Annotated in this window: 26 protein-coding genes and 1 riboswitch; of the genes, 10 read left to right on the plus strand and 16 right to left on the minus strand. The window is 73.6% G+C overall.

Annotated features, from left to right (window positions below):
- Positions 1–34: 34 nt before the first annotated feature.
- The 4 genes from MRQ36_RS05955 to MRQ36_RS05970 are packed head-to-tail and all read left to right on the plus strand — an operon-like array spanning position 35 to position 1,554.
- Positions 35–334, plus strand: a complete 300-nt coding sequence (locus MRQ36_RS05955; RefSeq protein WP_242793573.1) for a metalloregulator ArsR/SmtB family transcription factor — start codon at positions 35–37, stop codon at positions 332–334.
- Positions 331–726 (plus strand): Fur family transcriptional regulator, encoded by a 396-nt coding sequence (locus MRQ36_RS05960; RefSeq protein WP_242793574.1) that lies wholly within the window; start codon positions 331–333, stop codon positions 724–726. Before MRQ36_RS05955 ends, MRQ36_RS05960 begins: the two co-directional genes overlap by 4 nt.
- Before the next feature lie 45 nt (positions 727–771).
- Positions 772–1,377, plus strand: a complete 606-nt coding sequence (locus MRQ36_RS05965; RefSeq protein WP_242793575.1) for a hypothetical protein — start codon at positions 772–774, stop codon at positions 1,375–1,377.
- 9 nt (positions 1,378–1,386) lie between these two features.
- Positions 1,387–1,554 carry a hypothetical protein gene (locus MRQ36_RS05970; protein WP_242793577.1) on the plus strand — a complete coding sequence of 56 codons (168 nt, stop codon included), beginning with the start codon at positions 1,387–1,389 and terminating at the stop codon, positions 1,552–1,554.
- 78 nt (positions 1,555–1,632) lie between these two features.
- On the opposite strand, the gene MRQ36_RS05975 is transcribed toward MRQ36_RS05970, so the two are convergent.
- The 5 genes from MRQ36_RS05975 to MRQ36_RS05995 form a co-directional block, all read right to left on the minus strand.
- The gene (locus MRQ36_RS05975; RefSeq protein ID WP_242793578.1) at positions 1,633–3,738 is read right to left on the minus strand and encodes an acyl-CoA dehydrogenase family protein; all 2,106 of its coding nucleotides are present in this window, start codon (positions 3,736–3,738) and stop codon (positions 1,633–1,635) included.
- 131 nt (positions 3,739–3,869) lie between these two features.
- A complete protein-coding gene (locus MRQ36_RS05980; protein ID WP_242793580.1) occupies positions 3,870–4,373 on the minus strand; it encodes a DUF6328 family protein in 504 nt (167 codons plus the stop codon).
- A 97-nt stretch (positions 4,374–4,470) separates the two neighbouring features.
- On the minus strand, positions 4,471–5,220 hold the full coding sequence (locus MRQ36_RS05985; protein WP_242793602.1) for a sugar isomerase domain-containing protein: 750 nt from the start codon (positions 5,218–5,220) through the stop codon (positions 4,471–4,473).
- Positions 5,217–6,029, minus strand: coding sequence for an aminoglycoside N(3)-acetyltransferase (locus MRQ36_RS05990; protein ID WP_242793604.1), 813 nt, complete (start codon positions 6,027–6,029; stop codon positions 5,217–5,219). The genes MRQ36_RS05985 and MRQ36_RS05990 overlap by 4 nt, the downstream gene beginning before the upstream one ends.
- Positions 6,026–6,850, minus strand: a complete 825-nt coding sequence (locus tag MRQ36_RS05995; RefSeq protein ID WP_242793606.1) for an alpha/beta fold hydrolase — start codon at positions 6,848–6,850, stop codon at positions 6,026–6,028. Before MRQ36_RS05995 ends, MRQ36_RS05990 begins: the two co-directional genes overlap by 4 nt.
- A gap of 77 nt (positions 6,851–6,927) precedes the next feature.
- A riboswitch (TPP riboswitch) is annotated at positions 6,928–7,033 on the plus strand.
- Between the two features lie 73 nt (positions 7,034–7,106).
- Here MRQ36_RS05995 and MRQ36_RS06000 point away from each other — a divergent pair.
- The 3 genes from MRQ36_RS06000 (at position 7,107) to MRQ36_RS06010 (ending at position 10,077) form a co-directional block, all read left to right on the plus strand.
- Entirely contained in the window at positions 7,107–7,697 is a 591-nt protein-coding gene (locus MRQ36_RS06000; RefSeq protein ID WP_242793608.1) for an ECF transporter S component, read from the plus strand.
- A gap of 120 nt (positions 7,698–7,817) precedes the next feature.
- On the plus strand, positions 7,818–9,233 hold the full coding sequence (locus MRQ36_RS06005; protein WP_242793610.1) for an ABC transporter ATP-binding protein: 1,416 nt from the start codon (positions 7,818–7,820) through the stop codon (positions 9,231–9,233).
- A gap of 43 nt (positions 9,234–9,276) precedes the next feature.
- Positions 9,277–10,077, plus strand: coding sequence for an energy-coupling factor transporter transmembrane protein EcfT (locus MRQ36_RS06010; RefSeq protein WP_242793612.1), 801 nt, complete (start codon positions 9,277–9,279; stop codon positions 10,075–10,077).
- 67 nt (positions 10,078–10,144) lie between these two features.
- Here MRQ36_RS06010 and MRQ36_RS06015 read toward each other — a convergent pair whose 3' ends face one another.
- Positions 10,145–10,381 carry a hypothetical protein gene (locus tag MRQ36_RS06015; protein ID WP_242793614.1) on the minus strand — a complete coding sequence of 79 codons (237 nt, stop codon included), beginning with the start codon at positions 10,379–10,381 and terminating at the stop codon, positions 10,145–10,147.
- 332 nt (positions 10,382–10,713) lie between these two features.
- Here MRQ36_RS06015 and MRQ36_RS06020 point away from each other — a divergent pair, with 332 nt between their 5' ends.
- On the plus strand, positions 10,714–11,010 hold the full coding sequence (locus tag MRQ36_RS06020) for an MTH1187 family thiamine-binding protein (RefSeq protein WP_242793621.1): 297 nt from the start codon (positions 10,714–10,716) through the stop codon (positions 11,008–11,010).
- 135 nt (positions 11,011–11,145) lie between these two features.
- Positions 11,146–12,582 carry an NADP-dependent phosphogluconate dehydrogenase gene (gene gndA / locus MRQ36_RS06025; protein ID WP_242793623.1) on the plus strand — a complete coding sequence of 479 codons (1,437 nt, stop codon included), beginning with the start codon at positions 11,146–11,148 and terminating at the stop codon, positions 12,580–12,582.
- A gap of 59 nt (positions 12,583–12,641) precedes the next feature.
- Here gndA and MRQ36_RS06030 read toward each other — a convergent pair whose 3' ends face one another.
- The 3 genes from MRQ36_RS06030 to recO all read right to left on the minus strand — a co-directional run bounded on the left by MRQ36_RS06030 (position 12,642) and on the right by recO (position 14,549).
- Positions 12,642–12,830 (minus strand): hypothetical protein, encoded by a 189-nt coding sequence (locus MRQ36_RS06030; RefSeq protein ID WP_242793625.1) that lies wholly within the window; start codon positions 12,828–12,830, stop codon positions 12,642–12,644.
- Between the two features lie 70 nt (positions 12,831–12,900).
- Positions 12,901–13,701: an isoprenyl transferase gene (locus MRQ36_RS06035; protein ID WP_242800865.1), complete on the minus strand. Its 801-nt coding sequence runs from the start codon at positions 13,699–13,701 to the stop codon at positions 12,901–12,903.
- 8 nt (positions 13,702–13,709) lie between these two features.
- Positions 13,710–14,549 (minus strand): DNA repair protein RecO, encoded by an 840-nt coding sequence (recO, locus tag MRQ36_RS06040; RefSeq protein ID WP_242793627.1) that lies wholly within the window; start codon positions 14,547–14,549, stop codon positions 13,710–13,712.
- A 101-nt stretch (positions 14,550–14,650) separates the two neighbouring features.
- On the opposite strand from recO, the gene MRQ36_RS06045 reads away from it, so the two are divergent.
- Positions 14,651–15,418 (plus strand): DUF4097 family beta strand repeat-containing protein, encoded by a 768-nt coding sequence (locus tag MRQ36_RS06045; RefSeq protein ID WP_242793629.1) that lies wholly within the window; start codon positions 14,651–14,653, stop codon positions 15,416–15,418.
- A 3-nt stretch (positions 15,419–15,421) separates the two neighbouring features.
- Here the strand turns inward: MRQ36_RS06045 and MRQ36_RS06050 are convergent, their stop codons facing one another.
- The 7 genes from MRQ36_RS06050 to MRQ36_RS06080 form a co-directional block, all read right to left on the minus strand.
- Positions 15,422–16,648, minus strand: coding sequence for an acyltransferase (locus MRQ36_RS06050; protein ID WP_242793631.1), 1,227 nt, complete (start codon positions 16,646–16,648; stop codon positions 15,422–15,424).
- A gap of 167 nt (positions 16,649–16,815) precedes the next feature.
- Complete coding sequence (gene era, locus MRQ36_RS06055; RefSeq protein WP_242793633.1) at positions 16,816–17,715, minus strand: GTPase Era; 900 nt, start codon at positions 17,713–17,715, stop codon at positions 16,816–16,818.
- Positions 17,712–18,098 (minus strand): cytidine deaminase, encoded by a 387-nt coding sequence (locus MRQ36_RS06060; protein ID WP_242793635.1) that lies wholly within the window; start codon positions 18,096–18,098, stop codon positions 17,712–17,714. Before MRQ36_RS06060 ends, era begins: the two co-directional genes overlap by 4 nt.
- Positions 18,091–19,500: a hemolysin family protein gene (locus MRQ36_RS06065; RefSeq protein WP_242800867.1), complete on the minus strand. Its 1,410-nt coding sequence runs from the start codon at positions 19,498–19,500 to the stop codon at positions 18,091–18,093. The genes MRQ36_RS06060 and MRQ36_RS06065 overlap by 8 nt, the downstream gene beginning before the upstream one ends.
- Complete coding sequence (gene ybeY, locus MRQ36_RS06070) at positions 19,476–19,949, minus strand: rRNA maturation RNase YbeY (RefSeq protein ID WP_242793643.1); 474 nt, start codon at positions 19,947–19,949, stop codon at positions 19,476–19,478. Before ybeY ends, MRQ36_RS06065 begins: the two co-directional genes overlap by 25 nt.
- Before the next feature lie 18 nt (positions 19,950–19,967).
- A complete protein-coding gene (locus tag MRQ36_RS06075) occupies positions 19,968–21,026 on the minus strand; it encodes a PhoH family protein (protein WP_242793645.1) in 1,059 nt (352 codons plus the stop codon).
- A 135-nt stretch (positions 21,027–21,161) separates the two neighbouring features.
- Positions 21,162–22,538 (minus strand): serine hydrolase, encoded by a 1,377-nt coding sequence (locus MRQ36_RS06080; RefSeq protein WP_242793647.1) that lies wholly within the window; start codon positions 22,536–22,538, stop codon positions 21,162–21,164.
- Positions 22,539–22,550: the final 12 nt, after the last annotated feature.

Below are 22,550 nucleotides of genomic sequence, written 5' to 3' on the forward strand. Positions count from 1 at the left end.
GGGCGGCCCGGTTGGCATTGGTTACCGTTACGGGGTGACCGGCACGAACGGGTACGACGCCTTCGAGGGTGCGGGTGACCTGCTGCGCGCCCTGTCGGCGCCGATCCGGCTGGCGATCGTGAGCGAACTGGCGCAGGGTGAACGGTGCGTGCACGAGCTGGTCGAGAAGCTCGGCGCACCGCAGCCGCTGGTCTCGCAGCACCTGCGGGTGTTGCGCGGCGCGGGGGTGGTGCGCGGCTCCCGGCGCGGCCGGGAGATCGCGTACGCGCTGGTCGACGAGCACGTCGCGCACATCGTCGCCGACGCGGTCAGCCACGCCGGGGAGGGGCCGTGAGCGAGGGTACGTTGCGCAACACCCGCCAGCGGACGGCGGTGAGCACCCTGCTGGCCGAGGTGGAGGGCTTCCACAGCGCCCAGGAGCTGCACGCCATGCTGCGCCAGCGGGGTGAACGGGTCGGCCTGACCACCGTCTACCGGACGTTGCAGGGGCTCGCCGACGCCGGTGACATCGACGTGATGCGCCCACCGGGCGGTGAGCACCTCTACCGGCGGTGCAGCGAGGGCCACCACCATCACCTGGTCTGCCGCGCCTGCGGGCGGACCGTCGAGGTGGCCGGCCCGGCCGTGGAGAGCTGGGCCGAGCGGGTCGCCGCCCAGCACGGGTACGCCGAGGTCAGCCACACCCTGGAGATCTTCGGCACCTGCCCGGCCTGCGCCGGCCGATAGAACCGACCCGTGCCCGGACGGCCGGGGCGTGGCACGCTGTCCGGCGTGAAGATCTACGCCGACCGTTTTCCCACCGCCCTCCGTCAGCTCCTCACCGACCTGCTCGTCGTGGTCTGGGTGTACGCGGCGATCCGCTTCGCACTCTGGCTGCACGACCTGGTCGAGAAGCTGGCCGTACCCGGGAAGAAGCTGGAGGGGGCCGGCGGCGGCCTCGCCGACAACCTGGCCGACGCCGGCGGCAAGGTCGGCCGGGTGCCGCTGGTCGGCGACGAGCTGACCGCGCCCTTCACCCGGGCCGCCGACGCCGCCCGGGCGATGGCCGAGGCGGGCCGCGACCAGCAGGAGCTGGTCGGCCAGCTCGCCCTCGCGCTGAGCATCGCGGTGCTGGTCTTCCCGCTCGGGCTGGTGCTCTTCGGCTGGCTGCCGCTGCGGGTCCGCTGGATGCGCCGGGCCGGCGCGGCCAAGGCGCTCGCCGCCGTGCCCGCCGGGCGGGACCTGCTGGCGTTGCGCGCCCTGGCCGGTCAGCCGCTGGGCCGGCTGGCCCGGATCGCGCCGGACGTGGCGGAGGCGTGGCGGCGCGGCGACGACGCCACCGTCGACGCGCTCGCCGCGTTGGAGCTGCGCGGACTCGGGCTCAAGCCCGGTCGGTAGGGTGTCCGGGTGCTCTACTTCCTGATCGTCGTCGCCGTGCTGCTGCTGGTGTACGCGGGTGTCCTGGTGAGCTTCGTCCGTAAGGGTCGCAAGATCCCGCCGGCGGCGTACCTGGTGCTGGCCGGGCTGAACGGGCTCATCCTGGCCGCCGTGATCGCCTGGGCCGTCGCCCGCTGAGCGCTCGGCGCGGCCCGCGCTGGGGTGTTAGCAGGGGCCCCCTGCTATGCAGCAGGCGTTAACAGGGGGCCCCTGCTTTCACTCGGGGCGGGGGATGCGGCGGCGGACGTCCTCGGCGGTGGACGGGCCGGGGGTCCAGCGGGCCACCCAGGGGGCATCGTCCGGCGGGGTGGCGATCCCCTCCTCCAGCGCGGCGTACCGGCCGGCGAGGATGCGCTTCGCGGCTGTCACGTCGAGGTCGTCGGTGTTCGACCAGAGCCCGGTGAACAGCTCGTCGATCCGCAGCCGGGCCTGCCGGCAGAACAGGTCGGCCAGCTCGACGTTCTCCGGGCGCTCGGCCCGCTCGGCGGTGGCCCGGACGCAGACCGCGGACATCGCGAACAGCTCGGCGCCGATGTCCACCACCCGGCCCAGGAACGCCTGCTTGCGCTCCATCTTGCCCTGCCAGCGGGACATCGCGTAGAAGGTGGACCGGGCCAGCTTGCGGCTGGTCCGCTCGACGTGCCGCAGGTGACCGGCGAGCGGACCGAAGTCGGCGTACGCGCCGGGCGTCTGGCCCTTGCCGACGGCGAGGGTGGGCAGCCACTTGGCGTAGAAGACGCCGGCCTTCGCGCCCGCCTTCGCCTTGCGGCCGAGGCCGGCGTCCGGGTCGATGATGTCGCCGGCCACCGAGAGGTGGGCGTCGACCGCCTCGCGGGCGATCAGCAGGTGCATGATCTCGGTGGAGCCCTCGAAGATCCGGTTGATCCGCAGGTCCCGCAGGAGCTGCTCGACGGCGGCCGGCCGCTCGCCCCGGGCGGCCAGCGAGTCGGCCGTCTCGTAGCCGCGCCCACCGCGGATCTGGACCAGCTCGTCGGCGATCTTCCAGGCCATCTCGCTGGCGTAGAGCTTCACCAGCGCCGCCTCGATCCGGATGTCGTTGCGGTCGTCGTCGGCGAGCAGGCAGCACAGGTCGAGCATGGACTCCATGCCGTACGTGGTGGCGGCCATGAAGGCCAGCTTCTTGGCCACCGCCTCGTGCTCGCCCACCGGCCGGCCCCACTGGACCCGGTCGGCGGCCCACTCCCGGGCCACGTTCAGCGCCCACTTGCCCGCGCCGACGCACATCGCCGGCAGCGAGAGCCGCCCGGTGTTCAACGTGGTCAGGGCGATCTTCAGGCCCTTGCCCTCGCCGCCGATCACGTTCTCCCTGGGCACGAAGACGTCGTGGAAACGGGTCAGGCTGTTCTCCAGGCCGCGCAGGCCGATGAAGGAGTTCCGCCGTTCCACGGTGATGCCCTCGCTGTCGCCCTCGACCACGAAGGCGGTGATCCCGCCGCGCCGGCCCTCGGCGGCGGGCACCCGGGCCATCACCACCAGCAGCGTGGCGACGGTGCCGTTGGTGGCCCAGAGCTTCACCCCGTTGAGCCGGTAGCCGCTGCCGTCCTCGGTCGGTTCGGCGGTGGTCGCCAGCCGGGCCGGGTCGGAGCCGACGTCCGGCTCGGTGAGCAGGAAGGCGGAGACCTCACCGGCGGCGAGCCGGGGCAGGAACCGCTCCTTCTGCTCGGTGGTGCCGAACATCTTCAGCGGCTGCGGCACGCCGATCGACTGGTGCGCCGAGAGCAGCGCGCCGATCGCCGGGCTCACCGAACCGGCCCGCATCAGGGCCCGGCAGTAGTGCAGGTTGCTCAGCCCCAGCCCGCCGTACTTCCGGTCGATCTTCATGCCGAAGGCGCCCCGGCGGGCCATCCCCTGGAACACCTCGTCCGGGATGGACGCGTCCCGCTCGATGGCCGCGCCGTCCACCTCGGCGTCCAGGTACGCCCCGAACCCGGCGAGGAACTCCTCGGCGCGCGCCACGTCGTCCGGGTCGGCACGCGGCCAGGGGTCGATCAGGTCGAGCCGGAACCGGCCGAGGAAGAGCTCCTTGCCGAAGCTGGGCCGGTCCCAGGCCGACTCGCGGGCCGCCTCGGCGACCTGCCGGGCCTCCTTCTCGGAGACCTGTCCCGCCTCGGCGGGCAGCGGTGCCGCCCCGCCGGCCTCGTCGACCGCCGCCGCCGTCGCCGCCGCCGCCTCGTCCCCGGGGGCTGCCGTCTCCTCGGCGGCCGGCCCGCCGCCGGCCGCCGGTGCGGCGTCGTCGATCGGGGCGACGCGGCCGGTGGGACCCCCCGTCCCGTCGGGTCGGCTGTTCTGTGTCGTGGTCACGGCTGCCTCCTCGAACCTCGGTCCGGCTGCGTCGACGTGCTCGACGAAAACGACGCTACCCCCGGGTGTTACCCAGGGGTAGCGTCCGCTGCACGTCCGATTTGGCGTACCGGCCCGTCCGTGGCGAGGGGTCAGTCGCCGGTGAGCACCTGCGGGTCGTCGTCATCGTCGTCGATGTCGTCGTCGCCCCAGCCGCGCCGAAGGAACGGCAGGAACATCCAGAAGGTGAGGAACCAGACCGCGGTGACCGCGGTGAGGATCAGGGCGGTCGAGCGGTGCAGCACGAAGTCGGTCACCAGCAGCACCGCGCTGACCATCGAGATCAGCATGAAGGCCAGGCCCCCGCTGGCCATCCGGTGCGCGAACCGGACCAGCTCCGGCTTGCGCCCCTGCCGGAACAACGCCCGGTGGAAGGCGACCGGCGAGATGATCATCGCGGCGGACGCGGCGGCGGAGAGCAACGCGACGATGTAGACGTCCTTCTGGAAGCCACTGGTCCGGGTGAAACCGTTGCTGAACGGCAGGGTCAGCAGGAACGCGAAGAGGATCTGCACACCCGTCTGCGCCACCCGCAGCTCCTGGAGCAGGTCGGCGAAGTTGCGCTGCCAGCGCTGCTTCTCGGTTTCCTTGGACACGCGCAACCTCCACGGAAGACGGTACTGCCGGCGGGGAGCACCCCGTCGGCAGCAACGCCAGTGCCCCGCCCGGACCTCGGCGAAACGCGACCCGCGCTCAGGAACCGCGGCGGATCCGGCCGGCGTACCGGGCCTCCAGCGCGGCGTTGTGCTCGTCGCCGCCGGTGATGTTGGCCGACAGGTAGACCGGGGGCCGCTCCCCCGCCGCCAGCAGCCGGGCGCACACCTCCGCCACGATCTGCTGGGCCAGCAGGGCGGCGGTGATCGAGGAGACCGCGCCGACCGCGCCGCCGTCGGGCAGCGGCAGGGTCGCGTCGCCGTACGGGGCGCCGTTGTCGAGCACCACGTCGGCGAAGTCGGCGAGCTTGCGCCCCGACGGGTGGCGGGACGTCATCCGGCCGGAGTGCGCGGTCGAGGTGATCGCCACCAGGGCGTGCCCGCGCTGCTTCACCAGCGACGCGAACTCCACCATCGCGCCGTTGACGCCGGAGTTGGAGGCGAGCACGAAGATGTCCTGCGGGCGTACCGGGGCCAGCTCGTAGAGCCGGTGCGCCACCGCCGGGTCACGCTCCAGGTGCGGCCCGAGGATGCTCGCGGGCTCGCCGCCGTGCAGCACCAGGTCACGCAGCGCGATCCGGTTGGTGGGCACCAGCCCGCCGGCCCGACCGGCGATCTCCATGGCGAGCGCCTCGGAGTGCCCGGTGCCGAACGCGTGGATCACCCCGTCCGCCCGCAACGCCTCGGCGACCAGGTCGGCGGCCCGCCCGACCGCCTCCCGCTGCCCGGCGGCCACCCGGGCCATCGTCGCGGTCACCGTCGCCAGGTACGCCTCGGCGCTCACCGTCATGCTTCCTCCGTCCGTCGGTTACGGGCCAGCCACTCCACCGCGAAGCCGACCGCCGCGCGCTGCCGCACCAGCCGGCCCTCCCCGGCACCGACCGGCCCCACCCGGACCGCCCCGGTCGCCTCCAGGTCGCGGCCCAGTTGCCCGAAGTCGCTCTCGTCCAGGTCCACGTCGTCCCACCACACCCACTCCCGGCCGCCGTCGCCGGTCCGCACGGCGGCCCCCAGCCGCGTCCGCGGTGCTCCGGGCCGGCGGTACTCCGCCAGGTGCAGCGAGGTGTTGGAGCCGTGGTCGACGCCGAGCAGCAGCACATCGGCGCCGAGGTCGTAGAGCCGGGCCAGCGGGGAACCCTCGCCGAGCATGTCGGCCCGGGAGTGGTCGGCGACGATCCGGCCGGCGGCCGGACCGACTGCGGCGAAGGAGACCTGCGGGTGGTCGCTGCGCAACGCGCCGGGCCAGGTGCGGACCTGCTCGGCGAGCGCGCCCATGAACCGGCTCGGGCTCAGCGCCGGGTCGAAGCCCGGCAGCTCCGCCCGGATCACCGGCCACCAGTCCGCCGGCACCGGCGGGTTGCACCACCCGGCCGGATCGCTGTTCTCCGGGGTGTGGGTGGGCACCACCAGGGTGCCGTCCGGTCCGAGCACGTCGCGCAGCGCCAGCACCACCGTCTCGGGGCCGCCGCAGACGAACCCGAGCCGGCGCAGCGCCGCGTGCACCAGGACGACCCCGCCGGGGCGTACACCGAGGTGGTGGAACTGCGCGGCGAGCGACGCGCGGGTGTGCGGCCGGGCCGGCGCGGACGCCGCGGTCACCCGCCGACCCGGGCGAGGATCGCCTCGGCCAGCGGACCGGGGGCCGTGTCGGGGATCCAGTGGCTGACGCCGGGGAGCACCACGAAGCGGAAGTCGCCGGTCACGTGCCGGGCGCACGCCTGCGCGGCGGTGCGGCCGATCGCGACATCCCGGTCGCTCCAGACGAAGGTGGTCGGCACCTGCACCGGCGGGATGGCCTTCATGTCCGCTCCGGACATCGCCCGGTACCAGTTCAACGCGGCGGTCAGCGCACCCGGCTCGCGCAGCGGATCGACGTAGCGGGCCACCCGGGCGGCGTCGCCCACGTCGGAGAGCATCCGGCGCAGCACGGCCGCGTCGAACGAGAGCAGCACCCGCTCCGCGAGGTGACGTCTGCGGAACAGTGCCATGTAGGTCGACCGGGCCCGCTGCCCGAAGTCGGTGGCCAGCGCGTCCGCCATCGCCGTCGGGTGCGGCACCGAGACCGCGGTGAGGCTGCGGACCAGCTCCGGCCGCGCCCCGGCGAGCCCCCACGCCGTGACCGCGCCCCAGTCGTGCCCGACCACGTGCGCCGCCGCGACGCCGAGCGCGTCGAGCACCGCCGCCGCGTCGTCCACCAGCTCCGGGATCCGGTACGCCCCGACCTCCGCCGGCCGGGCACCCGGCGAGTAGCCCCGCTGGTCCAGCGCGTACGTGCGCAGCCCGGCGGCGTGCAGCGCGGGCAGCACGTCGTCCCACTCCCCGCTGTGCTGGGGGAAACCGTGCAGCAGCAGGACGGGCGGGCCGTCCTCAGGGCCGCCGGTGTGCACCTCGAACGTCAGACCCCGCGCCTCGACCCGCATGATCGCCACCCTACCCAGCAAGCGGGTCCTGCTGGGTCGTCGACGCAGGTCGGTGCTAGCGTCTGCCGAGACAACTTCACATCCGACAGGGGAGCGCACAGCGCTGAGAGTGCGGGCACCGCCCGCAGACCCTCGAACCTGATCTGGGTAATGCCAGCGCAGGGAGTTCGGTCGACCTCCAGCCGCGCCGTGGTCCGGTGACAACCGGGCGCGGCGTGCGTCTTGCCTGGTTCGTACCACTGAACTGGGAGCATTCATGAACCACACGGACAGCAACCGCTGGCGCACCATCGACATCGTGGTCGCCTCGGTGATCGCGGTCGCCTTCGGCGTCATCTTCTGGGCCTGGGGCCTGGTCTGGAGCGCCACCGAGGGTGCCTTCGCCTTCTTCCCGCCCGCGCAGACCCTGCTCTACGGCGTGTGGCTGATGCCGGCCGTGCTGGGCGGGCTGATCATCCGCAAGCCCGGTGCGGCGCTGTACTGCGAGACGGTCGCCGCGGTCGTCTCCGCGCTGCTGGGCAGCCAGTGGGCGGCCACCGTCATCCCGCAGGGCATCGTCCAGGGCCTCGGCGCCGAGCTGGCCTTCGCCGCCTTCCGCTACCGCTCGTTCCGGCTGCCCACCGCGCTGCTGGCCGGCGCGTTGACGGGGCTCAGCGCCGCGCTCTTCGACTTCTTCGTCTGGAACGCCGCCTACGACCTGTCCAGCTACCGCCTCCCGTACGCGCTGCTCACCATCGTCAGCGCCACGATCATCGCCGGCGCCGGCTCCTGGCTCCTGACCCGCGCCCTGGCAGCCACCGGCGCCCTGGACCGCTTCCCCGCCGCCCGCGACCGCACCCTGGTCTGACCCCCTGCACCCCCACCCTGCCGAGTTGATCATGGAGTTGACGGCGATGTGGATCTCTGAAACGTCCGTCAACCTCATGATCGACTCGGCAGGGTGGTGCCGGGAAGGAGGTGGGGGCCGGTGGGTGCGGTAGTTCTGCGGGGGTTCGGGTGGCGGCACGCGGGGCGGCGGGCCTGGGCTCTGCGGGGGGTGGAGCTGCGCGTCGAGCGTGGGGAGCGGGTGCTGCTGCTGGGGGCGTCGGGGGCGGGTAAGAGCACGCTGTTGGCCGCGCTCGCCGGGCTGCTGCCCGCGGACTCCGGGGAGCAGGAGGGCAGCGTCGAGATCGACGGACTCGACCCGCGCGCGGGCCGCACGCAGGTCGGCGTCGTCTTCCAGGACCCGGAGAGCCAACTGGTGATGGCCCGGTGCGGCGACGACGTCGCGTTCGGGCTGGAGAACCGGGGCGTACCGGCGGCCGAGATCTGGCCCCGGGTGGACGAGGCGCTGCACCGGGTCGGCTTCCCGTACCACCGGGACCGGCCCACCGCCGCCCTCTCCGGCGGCGAACAGCAACGCCTCGCGCTCGCCGGGGCGCTGGCCCTACGGCCGACGCTGCTGCTGCTCGACGAGCCGACCGCCAACCTCGACCCGGCCGGCGCGGCGCTGATCCGGCGGGCCGTCGCGGACGCCGTCGACGCCGACACCACCCTGATCCTGGTGGAGCACCGGGTCGCCGAGGCGCTGCCGCTGGTCGACCGGGTGGTCGTCCTCGAACCCGGCGGCGGGGTCCGGGCCGACGGACCGCCGGCCGCCGTCTTCGCCGCGCACGGCGACGCGCTCGCCGCCGAAGGGGTCTGGGTGCCGGGTCGGACCGTGCCGCCCCGGCCCGCGACCACGCCCGCCGGGGAGCCGCTGATCACCGCCGACCGGCTCGGCCTGCCACCCCGGCTGGCGGAAACCGATCTTCGGGTACGCGCCGGCGAGGCGCTCGCCGTGCTCGGCCCCAACGGCGCCGGCAAGTCCACCCTGGCGCTGCTCCTCGGTGGCCTGCTCCGCCCCGGCACCGGTACGGCCACCGCCACCCCCGCCCTGGCCGGCCGGGACGCGCGCACTCCCCCGCACCGCTGGCGGGCACCCGCCCTGGCCGGGCGGATCGGCTCGGTCTTCCAGGACCCGGAACACCAGTTCGTCACCGGCACCGTGCACGACGAACTGGCCCTCGGTCCCCGCCGGACCGGCCAGCCCGAGCCGGCCGTCCGGGCCACCGTGGACGCCCTGCTGGAGCGGCTGCGACTGGCGAAGCTGGCCGGTGCCAACCCGTACACCCTCTCCGGCGGGGAGGCGCGGCGGCTGAGCGTGGCGACCGCCCTGGCCACCGCGCCCCGCCTGCTGATCTGCGACGAGCCCACCTTCGGTCAGGACCGGCGGACCTGGCTCGGGCTGGTCGACCTCTTCGCCGAGCTGCGCGACGCCGGGCACGGCATCGTCGCGGTCACCCACGACACCGACTTCGTCGCCGCACTGGCCGACCGCACTCTCACCCTGGAACGCCGATGACGACCACCGCCGCACCCGAGCGCGCCGTCACCCCGGAGCGATCGTGATCGACGTGCAGCCGGTGGCGGTGCCCGGCGCACCGCTGGCCCGGCGGAACCCGGTGGCGAAGCTGGCCGCCGCGATGGTCTTCTCGTTCGTCCTGATCGCCACCCTGGACCCGGTGGCCCCGGCGCTGGCCATCGCCGCCGAGCTGGCCCTGCTGCCGCTCTTCGGCATCCGCTACCGGGTGCTGGCCCGGCGGGCCTGGCCGCTGCTGGCCAGCGCCGGGGGCATCCTGGTCACCCTGGTGCTCTTCGCCGCCGACCGGTCCGGGCGGGTGCTGCTCGACGCCGGTCCGGTGGTGGTCACCTCGGGGGTGCTGGTCGCCGCGCTCGGCCTGGTGCTCCGGCTGCTCGCCGTGGCGCTGCCCGGGATCATCGTCTTCGCCACCACCGACCCGACCGACCTGGCCGACGCACTGGTGCAGAACGCGAAGGCGCCGGCCCGGTTCGCCATCGGTGCGCTGGCCGCGTTCCGGCTGGTGCCGCTGCTGGAGCAGGAATGGCAGATGATCAGCATGGCGCGCCGGGCCCGGGGGGTGGACGCCGGGCGCAATCCGCTGGCCAAGCTGCGACTGTTCGCCTCGACCGCATTCGCGCTGCTGGTCGGGGCGATCCGCCGGGGTACCCGGCTGGCGGTGGCGATGGACGCCCGTGGCTTCGACGCCGGGACGCCACGTACGGTCGCCCGGCGGCAGGACTTCACCCGGGCCGACGCCCTGCTGATCGCCGGGGCGGCGGCGTTGGCCGGCGGGGCGCTCACGGTCAGCGTCCTGCTGGGCACCTTCCGCCCGCTGATCGGCTGACCGACTGGTCGCTCCGGGGCGGTGTGGTTGCCGTTGCCGGGGCGACGACAACCACACCGGGGCCGGGTCAGCTGCGGCGGAAGGCGTACCGGCGGGCCTGGCCCTTCTGCTGGGCACGGCCGGCGAACCGGGCGTCCCGACCCGGCGGCGGACCGGCCTTCGGTGGGGCCGGCGACTCCACCGGCAGGGCGACCGGTGCCGCCGGGGCCACCGCGATCGTGTCGAGGTCGGGTGGGGTCAGGTCCACCAGGGACGGCTCCACGGACGGCTTGCGGGACTTCTTCGGACTGCGCTTGGCGGGCATCCACTACCTCCTTCTCACCGACGACCCTCCGTCGCATTGGACGGACGGACTCGGCGACGCGGGACCGGCCCACGGGGCCGGTAGCCGGGTTCCGACCACGACGACAGGGTCCGGCCGGACGAGCACGGGAAACGGGTCCGTCCGGGCGACGGGTCCGACCACGACGAGGGCCACGAGCCGCGGCAGTGGAGGAGGCGGACGCCCGGAAGCGGACAGCTCCGCGGCGGACGGCGGCGGAGCAGGCTCGACGATGAGGGCGTCAGTTACGCATGCCGACACGCTAACCGGCCGCCGGGCCGTTCCGCAGCCGATTTACTGGCACCATCGGCGGCATGCTGATCGCGTTCTCCATCACCCCGCTCGGCGTGGGTGAGTCCGTCGGCGACCTGGTCGCCGACGCCGTCCGGGTGGTCCGCGAGTCCGGACTGCCGAACCGCACCGACGCCATGTTCACCACCGTCGAGGGCGAGTGGGACGAGGTGATGGCGGTGGTGAAACGGGCGGTCGACGTGGTCGCCGCCGAGGCGCCCCGGGTCGGCCTGGTGCTGAAGGCGGACCTCCGCCCGGGTGTCACCGACGCGCTGACCGCCAAGGTCGCCCACGTCGAGGCCCGCCTCGCCGAGGACTGACGCGCGAGGGCTGACGGACGAACGCCGACCACCGAGCGTCACCGGAACCGCACCAGCCGTCGACGACCCGGCCCGGGCCGCCGTCGACCGCGATACGGTCGCAGCACGGCGACACGACGAGAGGTGGCGGTACGAATGGCGGAGCGGGCGCAGATCGGCGTGACCGGGTTGGCGGTGATGGGTCGTAACCTGGCCCGGAACCTGGCCCGCAACGGCTTCACCGTGGCGGTGCACAACCGTTCGCCCGAGCGCACCCGCAGCCTGGTGGCCGAGCACGGCGACGAGGGCGCCTTCGTGCCGGCGGAGTCCCTGGCGGACTTCGTCGACTCGCTGGAGCGGCCCCGCGCGGTGATCGTCATGGTGAAGGCCGGTGCCCCCACCGACGCGGTGATCGACGAGCTGGTCCCGCTGCTCGACGAGGGTGACATCGTCGTCGACTGCGGCAACGCGCACTTCGCCGACACCCGCCGCCGGGAGGAGGCGCTGCGCGGGCACGGGCTGCACTTCGTCGGCACCGGCGTCTCCGGCGGCGAGGAGGGGGCGCTGCGCGGCCCGAGCATCATGCCGGGCGGCTCCGCCGAGTCGTACGAGAAGCTGGGGCCGATCTTCGAGAAGATCGCCGCGCAGGTCGACGGCACCCCGTGCTGCCGGCACATCGGGCCGGACGGGGCCGGTCACTTCGTCAAGATGGTGCACAACGGCATCGAGTACGCCGACATGCAGCTCATCGCCGAGGCGTACGACCTGCTGCGGGCAGGGCTGTCGGCCGGGCCGGCGGAGATCGCGGAGATCTTCCGGGAGTGGAACGGCGGCGAGCTGGAGTCGTTCCTCATCGAGATCACCGCCGACGTGCTGGCGCACACCGACGCCGCGACCGGCCGGCCCTTCGTCGACGTGGTGCTCGACCAGGCCGAGCAGAAGGGCACCGGCCGGTGGACCGTGCAGAGCGCCCTCGACCTGGGCATCCCGATCACCGGCATCGCCGAGGCGACCTTCGCCCGGTCGCTGTCCGGCCACGCCGACCAGCGCGAGGCCGCCCGCCGCGCCTTCGCTGACGCGGGCGCGAAGTGGCAGGTGGACGACCGGGAGACGTTCGTCGAGGACGTCCGGCGCGCGCTGCTGGCCAGCAAGATCGTCGCGTACGCGCAGGGCTTCGACCAGATCCGCGCCGGCAGCCGGGAGTACGACTGGGACATCGACCTCGGCGGCACCGCCACCATCTGGCGGGGCGGCTGCATCATCCGGGCCCGTTTCCTGGACCGCATCCGCGAGGCGTACGACGCGGAGCCGGACCTGTCGACGCTGCTGGTGGCCCCGTGGTTCGCCGACCGGGTCGGTGCCGGGGTGCCGGGCTGGCGGCGGGTGGTGGCCGACGCGGCCCGGGCGGGCGTGCCCACCCAGGCGTTCTCGTCCTCGCTGGCCTGGTTCGACGCGCTGCGCGCCGAGCGGCTGCCGGCCGCGCTGATCCAGGGGCTGCGGGACAACTTCGGCGCGCACACCTATCACCGGGTGGACCGGGCGGGCTCGTTCCACACGCTCTGGGGCGGGGACCGCTCCGAAGTGGAGGCGTGAGGGCCCGCCCACACGTTAGCGCCGTCACCCTCGCAGGTGACGGCGCTGACGGGAGTCGGTCAGAAGAAGCGACGCTTGCGCTTCGCTTTCTGCGGCCGGAGCATGTCGGCGCCCTTGGTGAGCAGTCGGCTCACCCCGGACGGGCCACGCCGGGCCTCGAGGGTCGTGCTGAGCCGGCGGGCACCGGCCGCGGCCAGCGGCACCGCGACCGCCATGACCGCCCACTGGGCAATACGCTTCTGAATCATGTGGGTTCACCTCCGCAATTGGCTGCTACCCCTACCGGTACCCAGCCCGCCACGTCGGTAAGCGTGCGCTCTACAGCACCGGGGCCACCGGATTGGGCAGCGCGCCGCCGAAGCGGCGGTCCCGCTGGGCGTAGAGCTCGCACGCGTACCACAGGTGACGGCGGTCGAAGTCCGGCCAGAGCGTGTCCAGGAACACCAGTTCGGCGTACGCGCTCTGCCAGAGCAGGAAGTTGGAGGTGCGCTGCTCGCCGGAGGGCCGCAGGAAGAGGTCCACCTCGGGGATCTCCGGGTGGTAGAGGTATTTCTGGATCGTCTTTTCGGTGATCTTGTCCGGGTGCAGCCTGCCGGCGGCCACGTCGCGGGCGATGGCGGCGGTGGCATCGGCGATCTCCGCGTGCCCGCCGTAGTTGACGCAGAACTGGAGGGTCAGCGTCGAGTTGCCCCGGGACATCTCCTCGGCGGTCTGCAACTCGGAGATGACGCTCTTCCACAGCCGACCGGCCCGCCCGGACCAGACCACCCGGACGCCGAGGTCCACCAGCTGGTCGCGGCGACGGCGGATCACGTCCCGGTTGAAGCCCATCAGGAAGCGGACCTCGTCGGGCGAGCGCCGCCAGTTCTCGGTGGAGAACGCGTACGCCGAGAGGTAGGGCACACCCAGCTCGATGGCGCCCTCGATGGTGTCGAAGAGGCTGTGCTCGCCCTGCTCGTGACCCTTGGTGCGGGGCAGGCCGCGCTCCTTGGCCCACCGGCCGTTGCCGTCCATCACCACCGCGACGTGCCTCGGCAGGGCCTCGGCGGGCAGCGCCGGGGGCCGGGCACCCGACGGGTGCGGTGTCGGCGGCACCGGCTCGCGCCGGCCGGCCCTCATCGATCGGATCACTCGGTTCTCTCCCTGTTCACACCGGCCGTGCCCGGTCCGCCTGCGCCCGGTGGCGACGGGACCGTGCCGGCCGCGCCCCGGTCGACCAGCGGCAGCGAGCGTAACGCGCGCTCCAGGTGCCACTGCAGGTGCGCCGCGACCAGGCCGCTGCACTCCCGGCGTACCCCGGTCTCGGTGGCGTCGGCGAGCACCCAGTCGCCGGTGGTCAGCGCGGACATCAGGTCGATGGTGGCCGGCGCGGGGTGGGCCGCGCCGGGCGGCCGGCAGTCCGGGCAGACCGCGCCCCCCGCCGGTACGGAGAACGCCCGGTGCCGTCCCGGCGTGCCGCAGACCGCGCAGGCGGTCAACGCGGGCGCCCAGCCGGCGAAGGCCATCCCCCGCAGCAGGTAGGCGTCGAGCACCAGGGTGGTGGCGTGGTCGCCGCGGGCGAGGGACTTCAGCGCGCCGAGGGTGAGCTGGAACAGCCGCAGCGACGGCTCCCGCTCGACCGGGGTGAGCCGCTCGGCGGTCTCGGCGATCGCGCTGGCGGCCGTGTAGCGGGGATAGTCGCCGAGGAACCGCTTGCCGAACAGGTCGATCCCCTCGACCTGGCTGATGCTGTGCAGCGAGCTGCCGTGGTTGCCCTTCGGGTCACCGGCGAGTTGGACGTCCACGTGGCCGAACGGCTCCAGCCGGGCGCCGAACTTGCTGGTGGTGCGGCGTACGCCCCGGGCGACCGCGCGCAAACGCCCGTGCCGGCGGGTGAGCAGCGTGATGATCCGGTCGGACTCGCCGAGTTTCTGCACACGCAGCACCACCGCGTCGTCGCGGTAGAGCTGTCGGCGGTACCCGGCCATCCCGTCATTCTCCCTCGGGGTGCGATCTCAGGGTCGGTTCGGGGTGGACCGGCGGTCGGACCCCGATGTGCCGCCTCCCGGTCCACCCGTAGCGTGCTGCCATGGCTCTGCACCGGACCACTTCCCCGCGCTGGGTGGCTGCTTCCGCGGCGACCCTGATCCTCCTCTCCGGGTGTGACACCCTCTCGTCCCGTCGACTCGACTTCGACAACACCGAGGCGGTACGGATCACCCGGGTCACCGTCCGCCCCGGCGCCGGGGACGTGGTGGTCCGGGCCGCCGGCACCGCCGCCCAGGTGCGGATCAAACGGACAGTGCGCTACCAGGGCGACGAGCCCACCGCCCGGTACGAGATCAAGGGCGACGAGCTGGTCCTGGACACCGACTGCGGTCCCCGGTGCAGCATCTCCTACGAGGTGACCGCGCCGCAGGGGGTGGCCGTCCGGGGCGAGACGGGCTCGGGTGACGTCGAGCTGTCCGGGGTCGGGCCGGTCGAGATGAAGCTCAGCTCCGGCAACATCACCGTGGTCGGGGCGACCGGCGACGTCCGCGCCGAGACCAACTCGGGCAACATCGAGGTCTCCGACGTGACCGGCACGGCGAGCCTGCGGGCCGCCTCCGGCGACGTCAGCGCCCGCGGGCTCGCCGGCCCGGTCGACGCCGCGGCCGGCTCCGGCAACGTCGAGGTGGAGCTGGCCAGGCCGGGGTCGGCCCGCGCGCACGCCGGCAGCGGGAACGTCGACCTGATCGTGCCGGCGGGGCGGTACCGGGTCCGCGCGCACGCCGACTGGGCGACACCGACGTGGCGGTGCCGGACGATCCCGCCGCCACCCAGGTGCTCGACGCGCGGGCGGGCAGCGGGAACGTGACCGTCAGCCAGCGTTGATCTCCACCGTCGCCAGCTCGCCGGTGACGCTCCGGCACGCCGGCACCCGGGCCCGGCCGGCCGCCGCGCCCGCGGTGCCGGGCTCCCGACGCCTCGGAACCGGCAGGTCCGCCGCGCCGGCCGGCGCCGGGCTGGCCGGGGCGGTGGCGATCCGGCGGACCGCGCTCTCCCGGATGTTCGCGGCGTCGCCGGAGCTGCTGTGCCGGGAGGGAGTGCGGCCACCCGGCAGCAGCTCCGGCGGGCGGCGGGCCGCCAGGTCCTCGACCCAGCCCACCAGCAGCGTGACCACGCCGACCAGGGCGAAGACCAGCACCACCCGGACCGCCAGGCCGACGGGGTCCCGCACGGACCAGCCGACCAGACCGACCAGCGGGGTGAGCAGCACCACGAACGGCATGTGCCACAGATAGACGGTGAGTGCCCGCCGGTTCACCAGGGTCACCGCGCGGCCGAGCACCCGGCTCCGGTCCACCCACTCGGCGGTGGCCGGGGCCCGACCGATCACCACCAGGATGAACGCGGCGGACCAGAGGGCGTTGCCCAGGTGGATGTCGTTGAGGTCGTACCCGCGGGGACCGGGGTGGGTGACGATCCAGCCGAGGCCCGCCGCGCCCAGCAGTACGGCCACCGGCACCAGCACCCGGTTGGCGAGCCGGGCCAGCAGACCGTCGTGGTGGGCGAAGCCGAACAGCCAGGCGCCGAAATAGAGGCCGAACTCGCGCAGCACGGTCGGCGGGTCCGCCAGGATGCCCACCTCGATCGCCACGAGCAGCAGGTACGGGGCGATCAGGGTGGGCAGCGGGGCGCGCCGGAACAGCCACAGGGCGACCGGCGAGGCGAGCACGAACCACAGGTAGTCCCGCAGGTACCAGATCGGGCTCAGCGCCAGCCCGCCCCAGTAGTTGGCCGGTGGGTCACCGACCGGGAAGAGCCAGAGCAGCACCTTCGGGGTCAGCGGCAGCCCGGTGAGCAGCATCGCCGGCACGAAGACCGCCGCCGCCACCCAGAGCGACGGCAGCAGCCGCCGCAGCCGACGCCCGACCGCCGGCACCCCGGTACGGTCCAGCGAGGCGGCCATCAGCGAGCCGGCCAGCGCGAACATCACCGACATGGCCGGGAAGACCAGGGTCAGCGCGGCGTAACCCGTCACGTGATAGACGACGACTCGCACGATGGCCAGGAAGCGGAGCAGGTCCAGGTATCGGTTTCGCATCAGCCTGCATCTGGGTCCGGGGGCGGGGGCTAACCTTCCCTACCCTCCGGGCCGACGACGACAACCGGCCGACACCCCCGGGGAAACGTGAAACAGACCATATGTCCGACCGGTACCGATCAGTGACGGCCGCCGGACCGGTGGCCCGGCCGGCGACCGTCGACCGGTCAGAAGCCGAGCTTGCGCAGCTGCTTCGGGTCGCGCTGCCAGTCCTTCGCGACCCGGACGTGCAGGTCCAGATAGACCCGGCTGCCCAGCAGCTCCTCGATCTGCTTGCGGGCGGTGGTGCCGACCGCCTTGAGCCGGCTGGCCCGGTGCCCGATCACGATGGCCTTCTGGCTGGGCCGCTCGACGTAGAGGTCGGCATAGATCTTGGTGAGCTGCCCCTCGACGATCATCTCCTCCACCACCACGGCGATGGAGTGCGGCAGCTCGTCGCGGACCCCCTCCAGGGCCGCCTCCCGGATCAGCTCGGCGCAGAGCACCTGCTCCGGTTCCTCGGTGAGCATGTCGTCGGGATAGAGCTGCGGCGACTCGGGCAGATAGCCGGTCATCACGTCGACCAGGGTGTCCACCTGGTGCCCGGAGACCGCGCTCACCGGCACGACGGCGGCGAACTCGCCCAGCTCGCTCACCGCGAGCAGCTGCTCGGCCAGCTTCTTCTTGTCCACCAGGTCGGTCTTGGTCACCACGGCCAGCACGGTGGCCTTCAGCTCGGCCAGCTCGCCGGTGATGAACCGGTCGCCCCGGCCGATCGGCTCGTCCGCCGGGATGCACAGGCCGATCACGTCCACCTCGCTCCAGGTGGAGCGGACCAGGTCGTTGAGGCGCTCGCCGAGCAGCGTCCGGGGCCGGTGCAGACCCGGCGTGTCGACGAGGACGAGCTGCGAGTCCGGCCGGTGCAGCACGGCCCGGATGACGTGCCGGGTGGTCTGCGGCTTGTTCGAGGTAATCGCGATCTTCGTACCGACGATCGCGTTGGTCAGCGTCGACTTGCCGGCGTTCGGCCGCCCGACGAAACAGGCGAAACCCGCACGGTACGGCGGACGCGGCGCGGCCCCGGTCACTCCACCACCGTGCCGAGGACCGTGCCGTCCGGGGCGGCCACGTGGATCGGCGCGTCCGGTGCCAGGTCACGGACCGCGGCGTGCCCCGCGCCGTCCAGCGTCGACGCCTCGGTCACCACCACGGCGGCTTCCAGCCGGCTCGCGCCCGCGGCCACCGCCGAGGCGACCGCGAGCTGGAGCGCGGTCAGGGTCAGCGACGGCAGCGCCACGCTGGCTGCGGCGTACGTCCGACCGTCCTGGTCACGGACCGCCGCGCCCTCCACGGCGCCGACCCGGCCGCGCGCGCCCCGGGCCAGGATGACCAGCTTGCCGTCCTCGGCGCTCAGCTCGGCCGGATCGGACGGGGTGGGCCGGGCAGCCGGCACGGCGGGTGACTCAGGCATCGGCGGGTAGCCTCTCCTCGGATCGGTTCTGGTTGTTGCGGGACTCGGCGTGCTCGCCGCGCCCCGGACTGTCCTGCCCGTCGGTCGGCTCGATCCGGCTCACCAGCACGGTGTCGATCCGGTTGCGCCGGCCGGTGGTGCCCTCGGCGATCAGCCGCAGGCCGGCCACCTCGGCCTCCGCCCCGGGGATCGGGACCCGACCGAGGGACTGGGCGAGCAGACCGCCGACCGTCTCCACCTCGTCGGTGGGGAGTTCGGTGTCGAAGAGCTCGCCCAGATTCTCCACCGGGAGCCGGGCGGTGACCCGTACGGCCCCGTCGTCCAGGCGTTCGACCGGCGGGCGTTCGACATCGTACTCGTCGGTGATCTCGCCGACGATCTCCTCCAGGATGTCCTCGATGGTGACCAGGCCGCCGGTGCCGCCGTACTCGTCCACCACGATGACCAGGTGGTTGCGGGCCGCCTGCATCTCCGACAGCAGGTCGTCGACCGGCTTGGACTCCGGCACGAAGGTCGCCGGGCGCATCAGCTCCGCCACCGGCAGTTCCTCGGCCCGCGGGTCCCCGCCCCGGGTACGCCGGATCAGGTCCTTCAGGTAGAGCACACCCAGCACGTCGTCCACGCTCTCGCCGATCACCGGGATGCGGGAGAAACCGGAGCGCAGGAAGAGCGCCAGCGCCTGGGAGAGCGTCTTGCCCTCCTCGATCCACACCATCTCGGTACGCGGCACCATCACCTCCCGGGCGATGGTGTCGCCGAGGGCGAAGACCGAGTGGATCATCTGCCGCTCGCCGTGCTCCACGACACCGCGCTGCTCCGCCAGGTCGACCAGCTCGCGCAGCTCCACCTGGGTGGCGAACGGCCCCTCCCGGAAGCCGCGCCCCGGGGTGACCGCGTTGCCGATCAGGATCAGCAGCGAGGCGAGCGGGTTGAGCGCCCGGCCCAGCCAGCGCACCAGCGGCGCCACCGCCCGACCGACCGCGTACGCGTGCTGCCGGCCCAGGGTGCGCGGCGCAACCCCGACCACCACGAAGCTGACCACGGTCATCGCCCCGGCGGTGACCAGCGCCGCCCGCCAGCCGGCGCCGAAGCTGTCCACCGCGACCAGGGCGACCAGGGTGGTGGCGGTCAGCTCGGCCAGCAGCCGGAGCAGCAGCAGCAGGTTGAGGTGGCGCACCACGTCACCGGCGACCGCCTGCAGCGCCCGCGCCCCGCGTGCGGAGTCCCGGGCCAGCTCGGCGGCCCGGGCCGGGGAGACGGCGGCCAGCGCCGCCTCGGTCATCGCGATGAGGCCGGCCAGCACCACCAGCCCCGCCGCGAAGACGACGAGCTGGACGTCGGGCAGGCCCGGGGCGGCGCCGGCCGCCAGGGTGGTCATCACCGGGACCGGGTCGACCGCCAGCTGGCCAGCAGTCGGGCCTGGAGCCCGAACATCTCGCGCTCCTCCTCCGGCTCGGCATGGTCGTAGCCGAGCAGGTGCAGCACGCCGTGCACGGTGAGCAGGTGCAGCTCGTCCGCGGGCGAGTGGCCGGCGGTGGCCGCCTGCTTGGACGCCACCTCCGGGCAGAGCACGATGTCGCCGAGCAGCGCCGGCTCACCACCGGCCGGGGCGCTCTCCCCCGGGCCGTGGTCGACGCTGCCCTCGTCCATGGGGAAGGCGAGCACGTCGGTCGGACCGTCGCCGCCCATCCAGCGGTGGTTCAGCTCGGTCATGTAGTCGACGTCGACCAGCAGCACGGAGAGCTCGGCGAGGGGGTTGACCCCCATCTCGTCGAGGGCGTGCCGGGCGACGGCGAGCACGGCGTCGGTGTCGACCTCGACACCGGACTCGTTGGCGATCTCGATGGACAACTGTCTTCCTCTGGTAAGTTAGCGGCGCCGGCCGGCCCGGCCGCCCTGGGCGGTCCGCCCGGGCACGGCGTGCACGCTCTGCGCCTGCTGGTTCTCCCGCTCGGCGTCCCAGCGGGCGTACGCGTCGACGATCTCCCCCACCAGCTTGTGGCGGACCACGTCGGAGCTGGAGAGCTGGGCGAAGTGCACGTCTTCGACGCCTGCCAGGATCTCCCGGACCACCCGCAGCCCGCTGGTCGTCCCGCCGGGAAGGTCCACCTGGGTGATGTCGCCGGTCACCACGATCTTGGAGTTGAAGCCGAGCCGGGTGAGGAACATCTTCATCTGCTCGGGCGTCGTGTTCTGCGCCTCGTCCAGGATGATGAACGCGTCGTTAAGGGTTCTGCCCCTCATGTATGCCAGCGGGGCGACCTCGATCGTGCCGGCGGCCATCAGCTTCGGGATGGACTCCGGGTCGAGCATGTCGTGCAGCGCGTCGTAGAGCGGGCGCAGGTAGGGGTCGATCTTCTCGTTGAGCGTGCCGGGCAGGAAGCCCAGCCGCTCCCCCGCCTCGACCGCCGGCCGGGTCAGGATGATCCGGTTGACCTGCTTGGCCTGGAGCGCCTGGACGGCCTTCGCCATGGCCAGGTAGGTCTTGCCCGTACCGGCGGGGCCGATGCCGAAGACGATGGTGTGCGCGTCGATCGCGTCGACGTACTTCTTCTGCCCGAGGGTCTTGGGGCGGATGGTGCGGCCGCGCCGGGAGAGGATGTTGAGCGTCAGGACCTCGGCGGGCCGCTCGGCGGTGCCCTGCTCGAGCATGCCGACGGTACGCCGGACGGCGTCAGTGGTCAGGGTCTCGCCTTTCTCGATCAGTTCGAGCAGCTCACTGAAGAGACGCTCGGCGAGGGCGTTGTCCGCGGGGGCGCCGGTGATGGTGATCTCGTTGCCGCGCACGTGGACGTCACTGTTGACCGAACGTTCGACGAGTCGCAGGATCTCGTCGCCCGCGCCGAGCAGGTTCACCATGATCTTCGCGTCGGGGACCGTGATCCTGGTCTGCACCCGGGGCGGGCCGGGAGGTGGGGTGCCGGTCATAGTTCGGGCCCGTCGGGCCCTGCGCCACCTGCTCTCGATCTCGGCGCCGGGCCCTGCTGGCGCGGCGGACGGACGTTACGCCCATGCTATCCGGTCAACACCGGGCGCACCTCGCCCATTTCCCCGGCTCGGAGATCAACTACCGGTGCGGAAGTCGTAGCCGTCGAAGGTCTCCTGGGCGCGGGTGAAGCGGTAGGTGGCCCAGTGCATCCGGACCACCACGCCACGCTCGTCGCGGGTCAGCCGGAGCAGCTCGCCGACCTCCCGCCCGGCCACCGTGCGGAACACGTCCGGCCGGTCCGGCAGCGGGGCGAAGACCGCCGGGGGGCGACCCGCCGGATCGTCCGCGCCCCGGGCCCGCAGGGTCCCGTCGTGCCAGGAGAAGACGTACTCGAAGCCCTCGCCCCACCACCGGCCCAGCACGCCCCGCAGGTGGTCGGGGGCCGGCTCGCCCGGCCGCCACGGCGCGATGTCGGCCGGGTCGTGCTCGGTCGCGGCGGCGAGCAGCCGGTGCGGCAGGTCGAAGACCTCCACGCCGGTGCCGGCGGAGCCGAGCACCGCGCAGCCCATCGCACCGGCGGTGCCGTCCCCACCCCGCCGGCCGTAGACGGCGGCCAGGAACCCGGGCATCGCCCCGTCGTGCCCGACGTGCACCACCCGCTGCCCCTGCGGCACCAGGATCAGGCCGAGCCCGAAGCCGGCCGCCCAGAGCGTCTCGTCGGTGGTGGTCAGCGGCCAGCGCATCTCGTCGAGGGTGGCCGGGGCGAGCACCGCGCCGGTCGGGTCCAGCGCGGCCGGGTCGGCCAGGAAGGCCGCCCAGCGGGCCATGTCGGTCGCGGTGCTCCAGAGCTGCGCGGCGGGGGCCACCGCCCCGAAGTCGGTCGGCGGTTCCGGCCGGGCCTCGTCCGAGTACGCGTCCACCAGGAACCCGGTCGCCGCCCGCTGTCCCGGCGTCGGCGAGGTCGCGGTCAGCCCGAGCGGGGCGAGCACCCGCTCGGCGAGCACCTCCGCCCAGGTGCCGCCGCGCAGCCGGGCGACCAGCTCGCCGAGGAGCGCCATGCCGAGGTTGGAGTAGTGGTAGCGCCGCCCGGTGGGCAGCACCCGCTCGACCCGGTGCAGGTCGGCGAGGAGCTGGTCCACGCCGGGGGCGCGCAGGGTGTCCCAGACGTCGCCGTGCGGCTCCCGCTGCAGGCCCGCGGTGTGCGACAACAGCCGGCGTACGGTCAGCTCGCCGTGCGCCGGCAGGTCCAGGTGCCGCCCGATCGGGTCGTCCAGGTCGAGCAGGCCCTCGTCGCGGCACTGGAGCACCAGCACCGAGGTGAAGGTCTTGGTGACCGAGCCGATCCGGAAGACGGTCTCCGGCCCCAGCGGGGTGTCGTTGCCGGTCCCGCCCACCGTGCAGGTCCAGAGCGGCCGGTCGGCCCGGTGCAGGGCGGCCGAGACCGCCGGGATCCGGCCCTGCGCCTGGGCCTGCGCCACCATCCGGCCGAGCCGGTCGTGCACCGTGATCATGAGGGCAGTCTA

Source organism: Micromonospora sp. R77, from assembly GCF_022747945.1.
Lineage (GTDB): Bacteria > Actinomycetota > Actinomycetes > Mycobacteriales > Micromonosporaceae > Micromonospora.

Bases quoted from the DNA above. Each gene is read 5' to 3' on its own strand.
- MRQ36_RS06050 (WP_242793631.1), bottom strand. From the start codon at position 16,648: ATGCGAAACCGATACCTGGACCTGCTCCGCTTCCTGGCCATCGTGCGA.
- MRQ36_RS06075 (WP_242793645.1), bottom strand. From the start codon at position 21,026: ATGACCGGCACCCCACCTCCCGGCCCGCCCCGGGTGCAGACCAGGATC.
- MRQ36_RS06060 (WP_242793635.1), bottom strand. From the start codon at position 18,098: ATGCCTGAGTCACCCGCCGTGCCGGCTGCCCGGCCCACCCCGTCCGAT.
- MRQ36_RS06030 (WP_242793625.1), bottom strand. From the start codon at position 12,830: ATGATTCAGAAGCGTATTGCCCAGTGGGCGGTCATGGCGGTCGCGGTG.
- MRQ36_RS06020 (WP_242793621.1), top strand. From the start codon at position 10,714: ATGCTGATCGCGTTCTCCATCACCCCGCTCGGCGTGGGTGAGTCCGTC.
- MRQ36_RS06035 (WP_242800865.1), bottom strand. From the start codon at position 13,701: ATGAGGGCCGGCCGGCGCGAGCCGGTGCCGCCGACACCGCACCCGTCG.
- MRQ36_RS05985 (WP_242793602.1), bottom strand. From the start codon at position 5,220: ATGACGGTGAGCGCCGAGGCGTACCTGGCGACGGTGACCGCGACGATG.
- MRQ36_RS06045 (WP_242793629.1), top strand. From the start codon at position 14,651: ATGGCTCTGCACCGGACCACTTCCCCGCGCTGGGTGGCTGCTTCCGCG.
- MRQ36_RS06015 (WP_242793614.1), bottom strand. From the start codon at position 10,381: ATGCCCGCCAAGCGCAGTCCGAAGAAGTCCCGCAAGCCGTCCGTGGAG.
- recO (WP_242793627.1), bottom strand. From the start codon at position 14,549: ATGGCCGGGTACCGCCGACAGCTCTACCGCGACGACGCGGTGGTGCTG.
- MRQ36_RS06080 (WP_242793647.1), bottom strand. From the start codon at position 22,538: ATGATCACGGTGCACGACCGGCTCGGCCGGATGGTGGCGCAGGCCCAG.
- MRQ36_RS06000 (WP_242793608.1), top strand. From the start codon at position 7,107: ATGAACCACACGGACAGCAACCGCTGGCGCACCATCGACATCGTGGTC.
- MRQ36_RS05995 (WP_242793606.1), bottom strand. From the start codon at position 6,850: ATGCGGGTCGAGGCGCGGGGTCTGACGTTCGAGGTGCACACCGGCGGC.
- gndA (WP_242793623.1), top strand. From the start codon at position 11,146: ATGGCGGAGCGGGCGCAGATCGGCGTGACCGGGTTGGCGGTGATGGGT.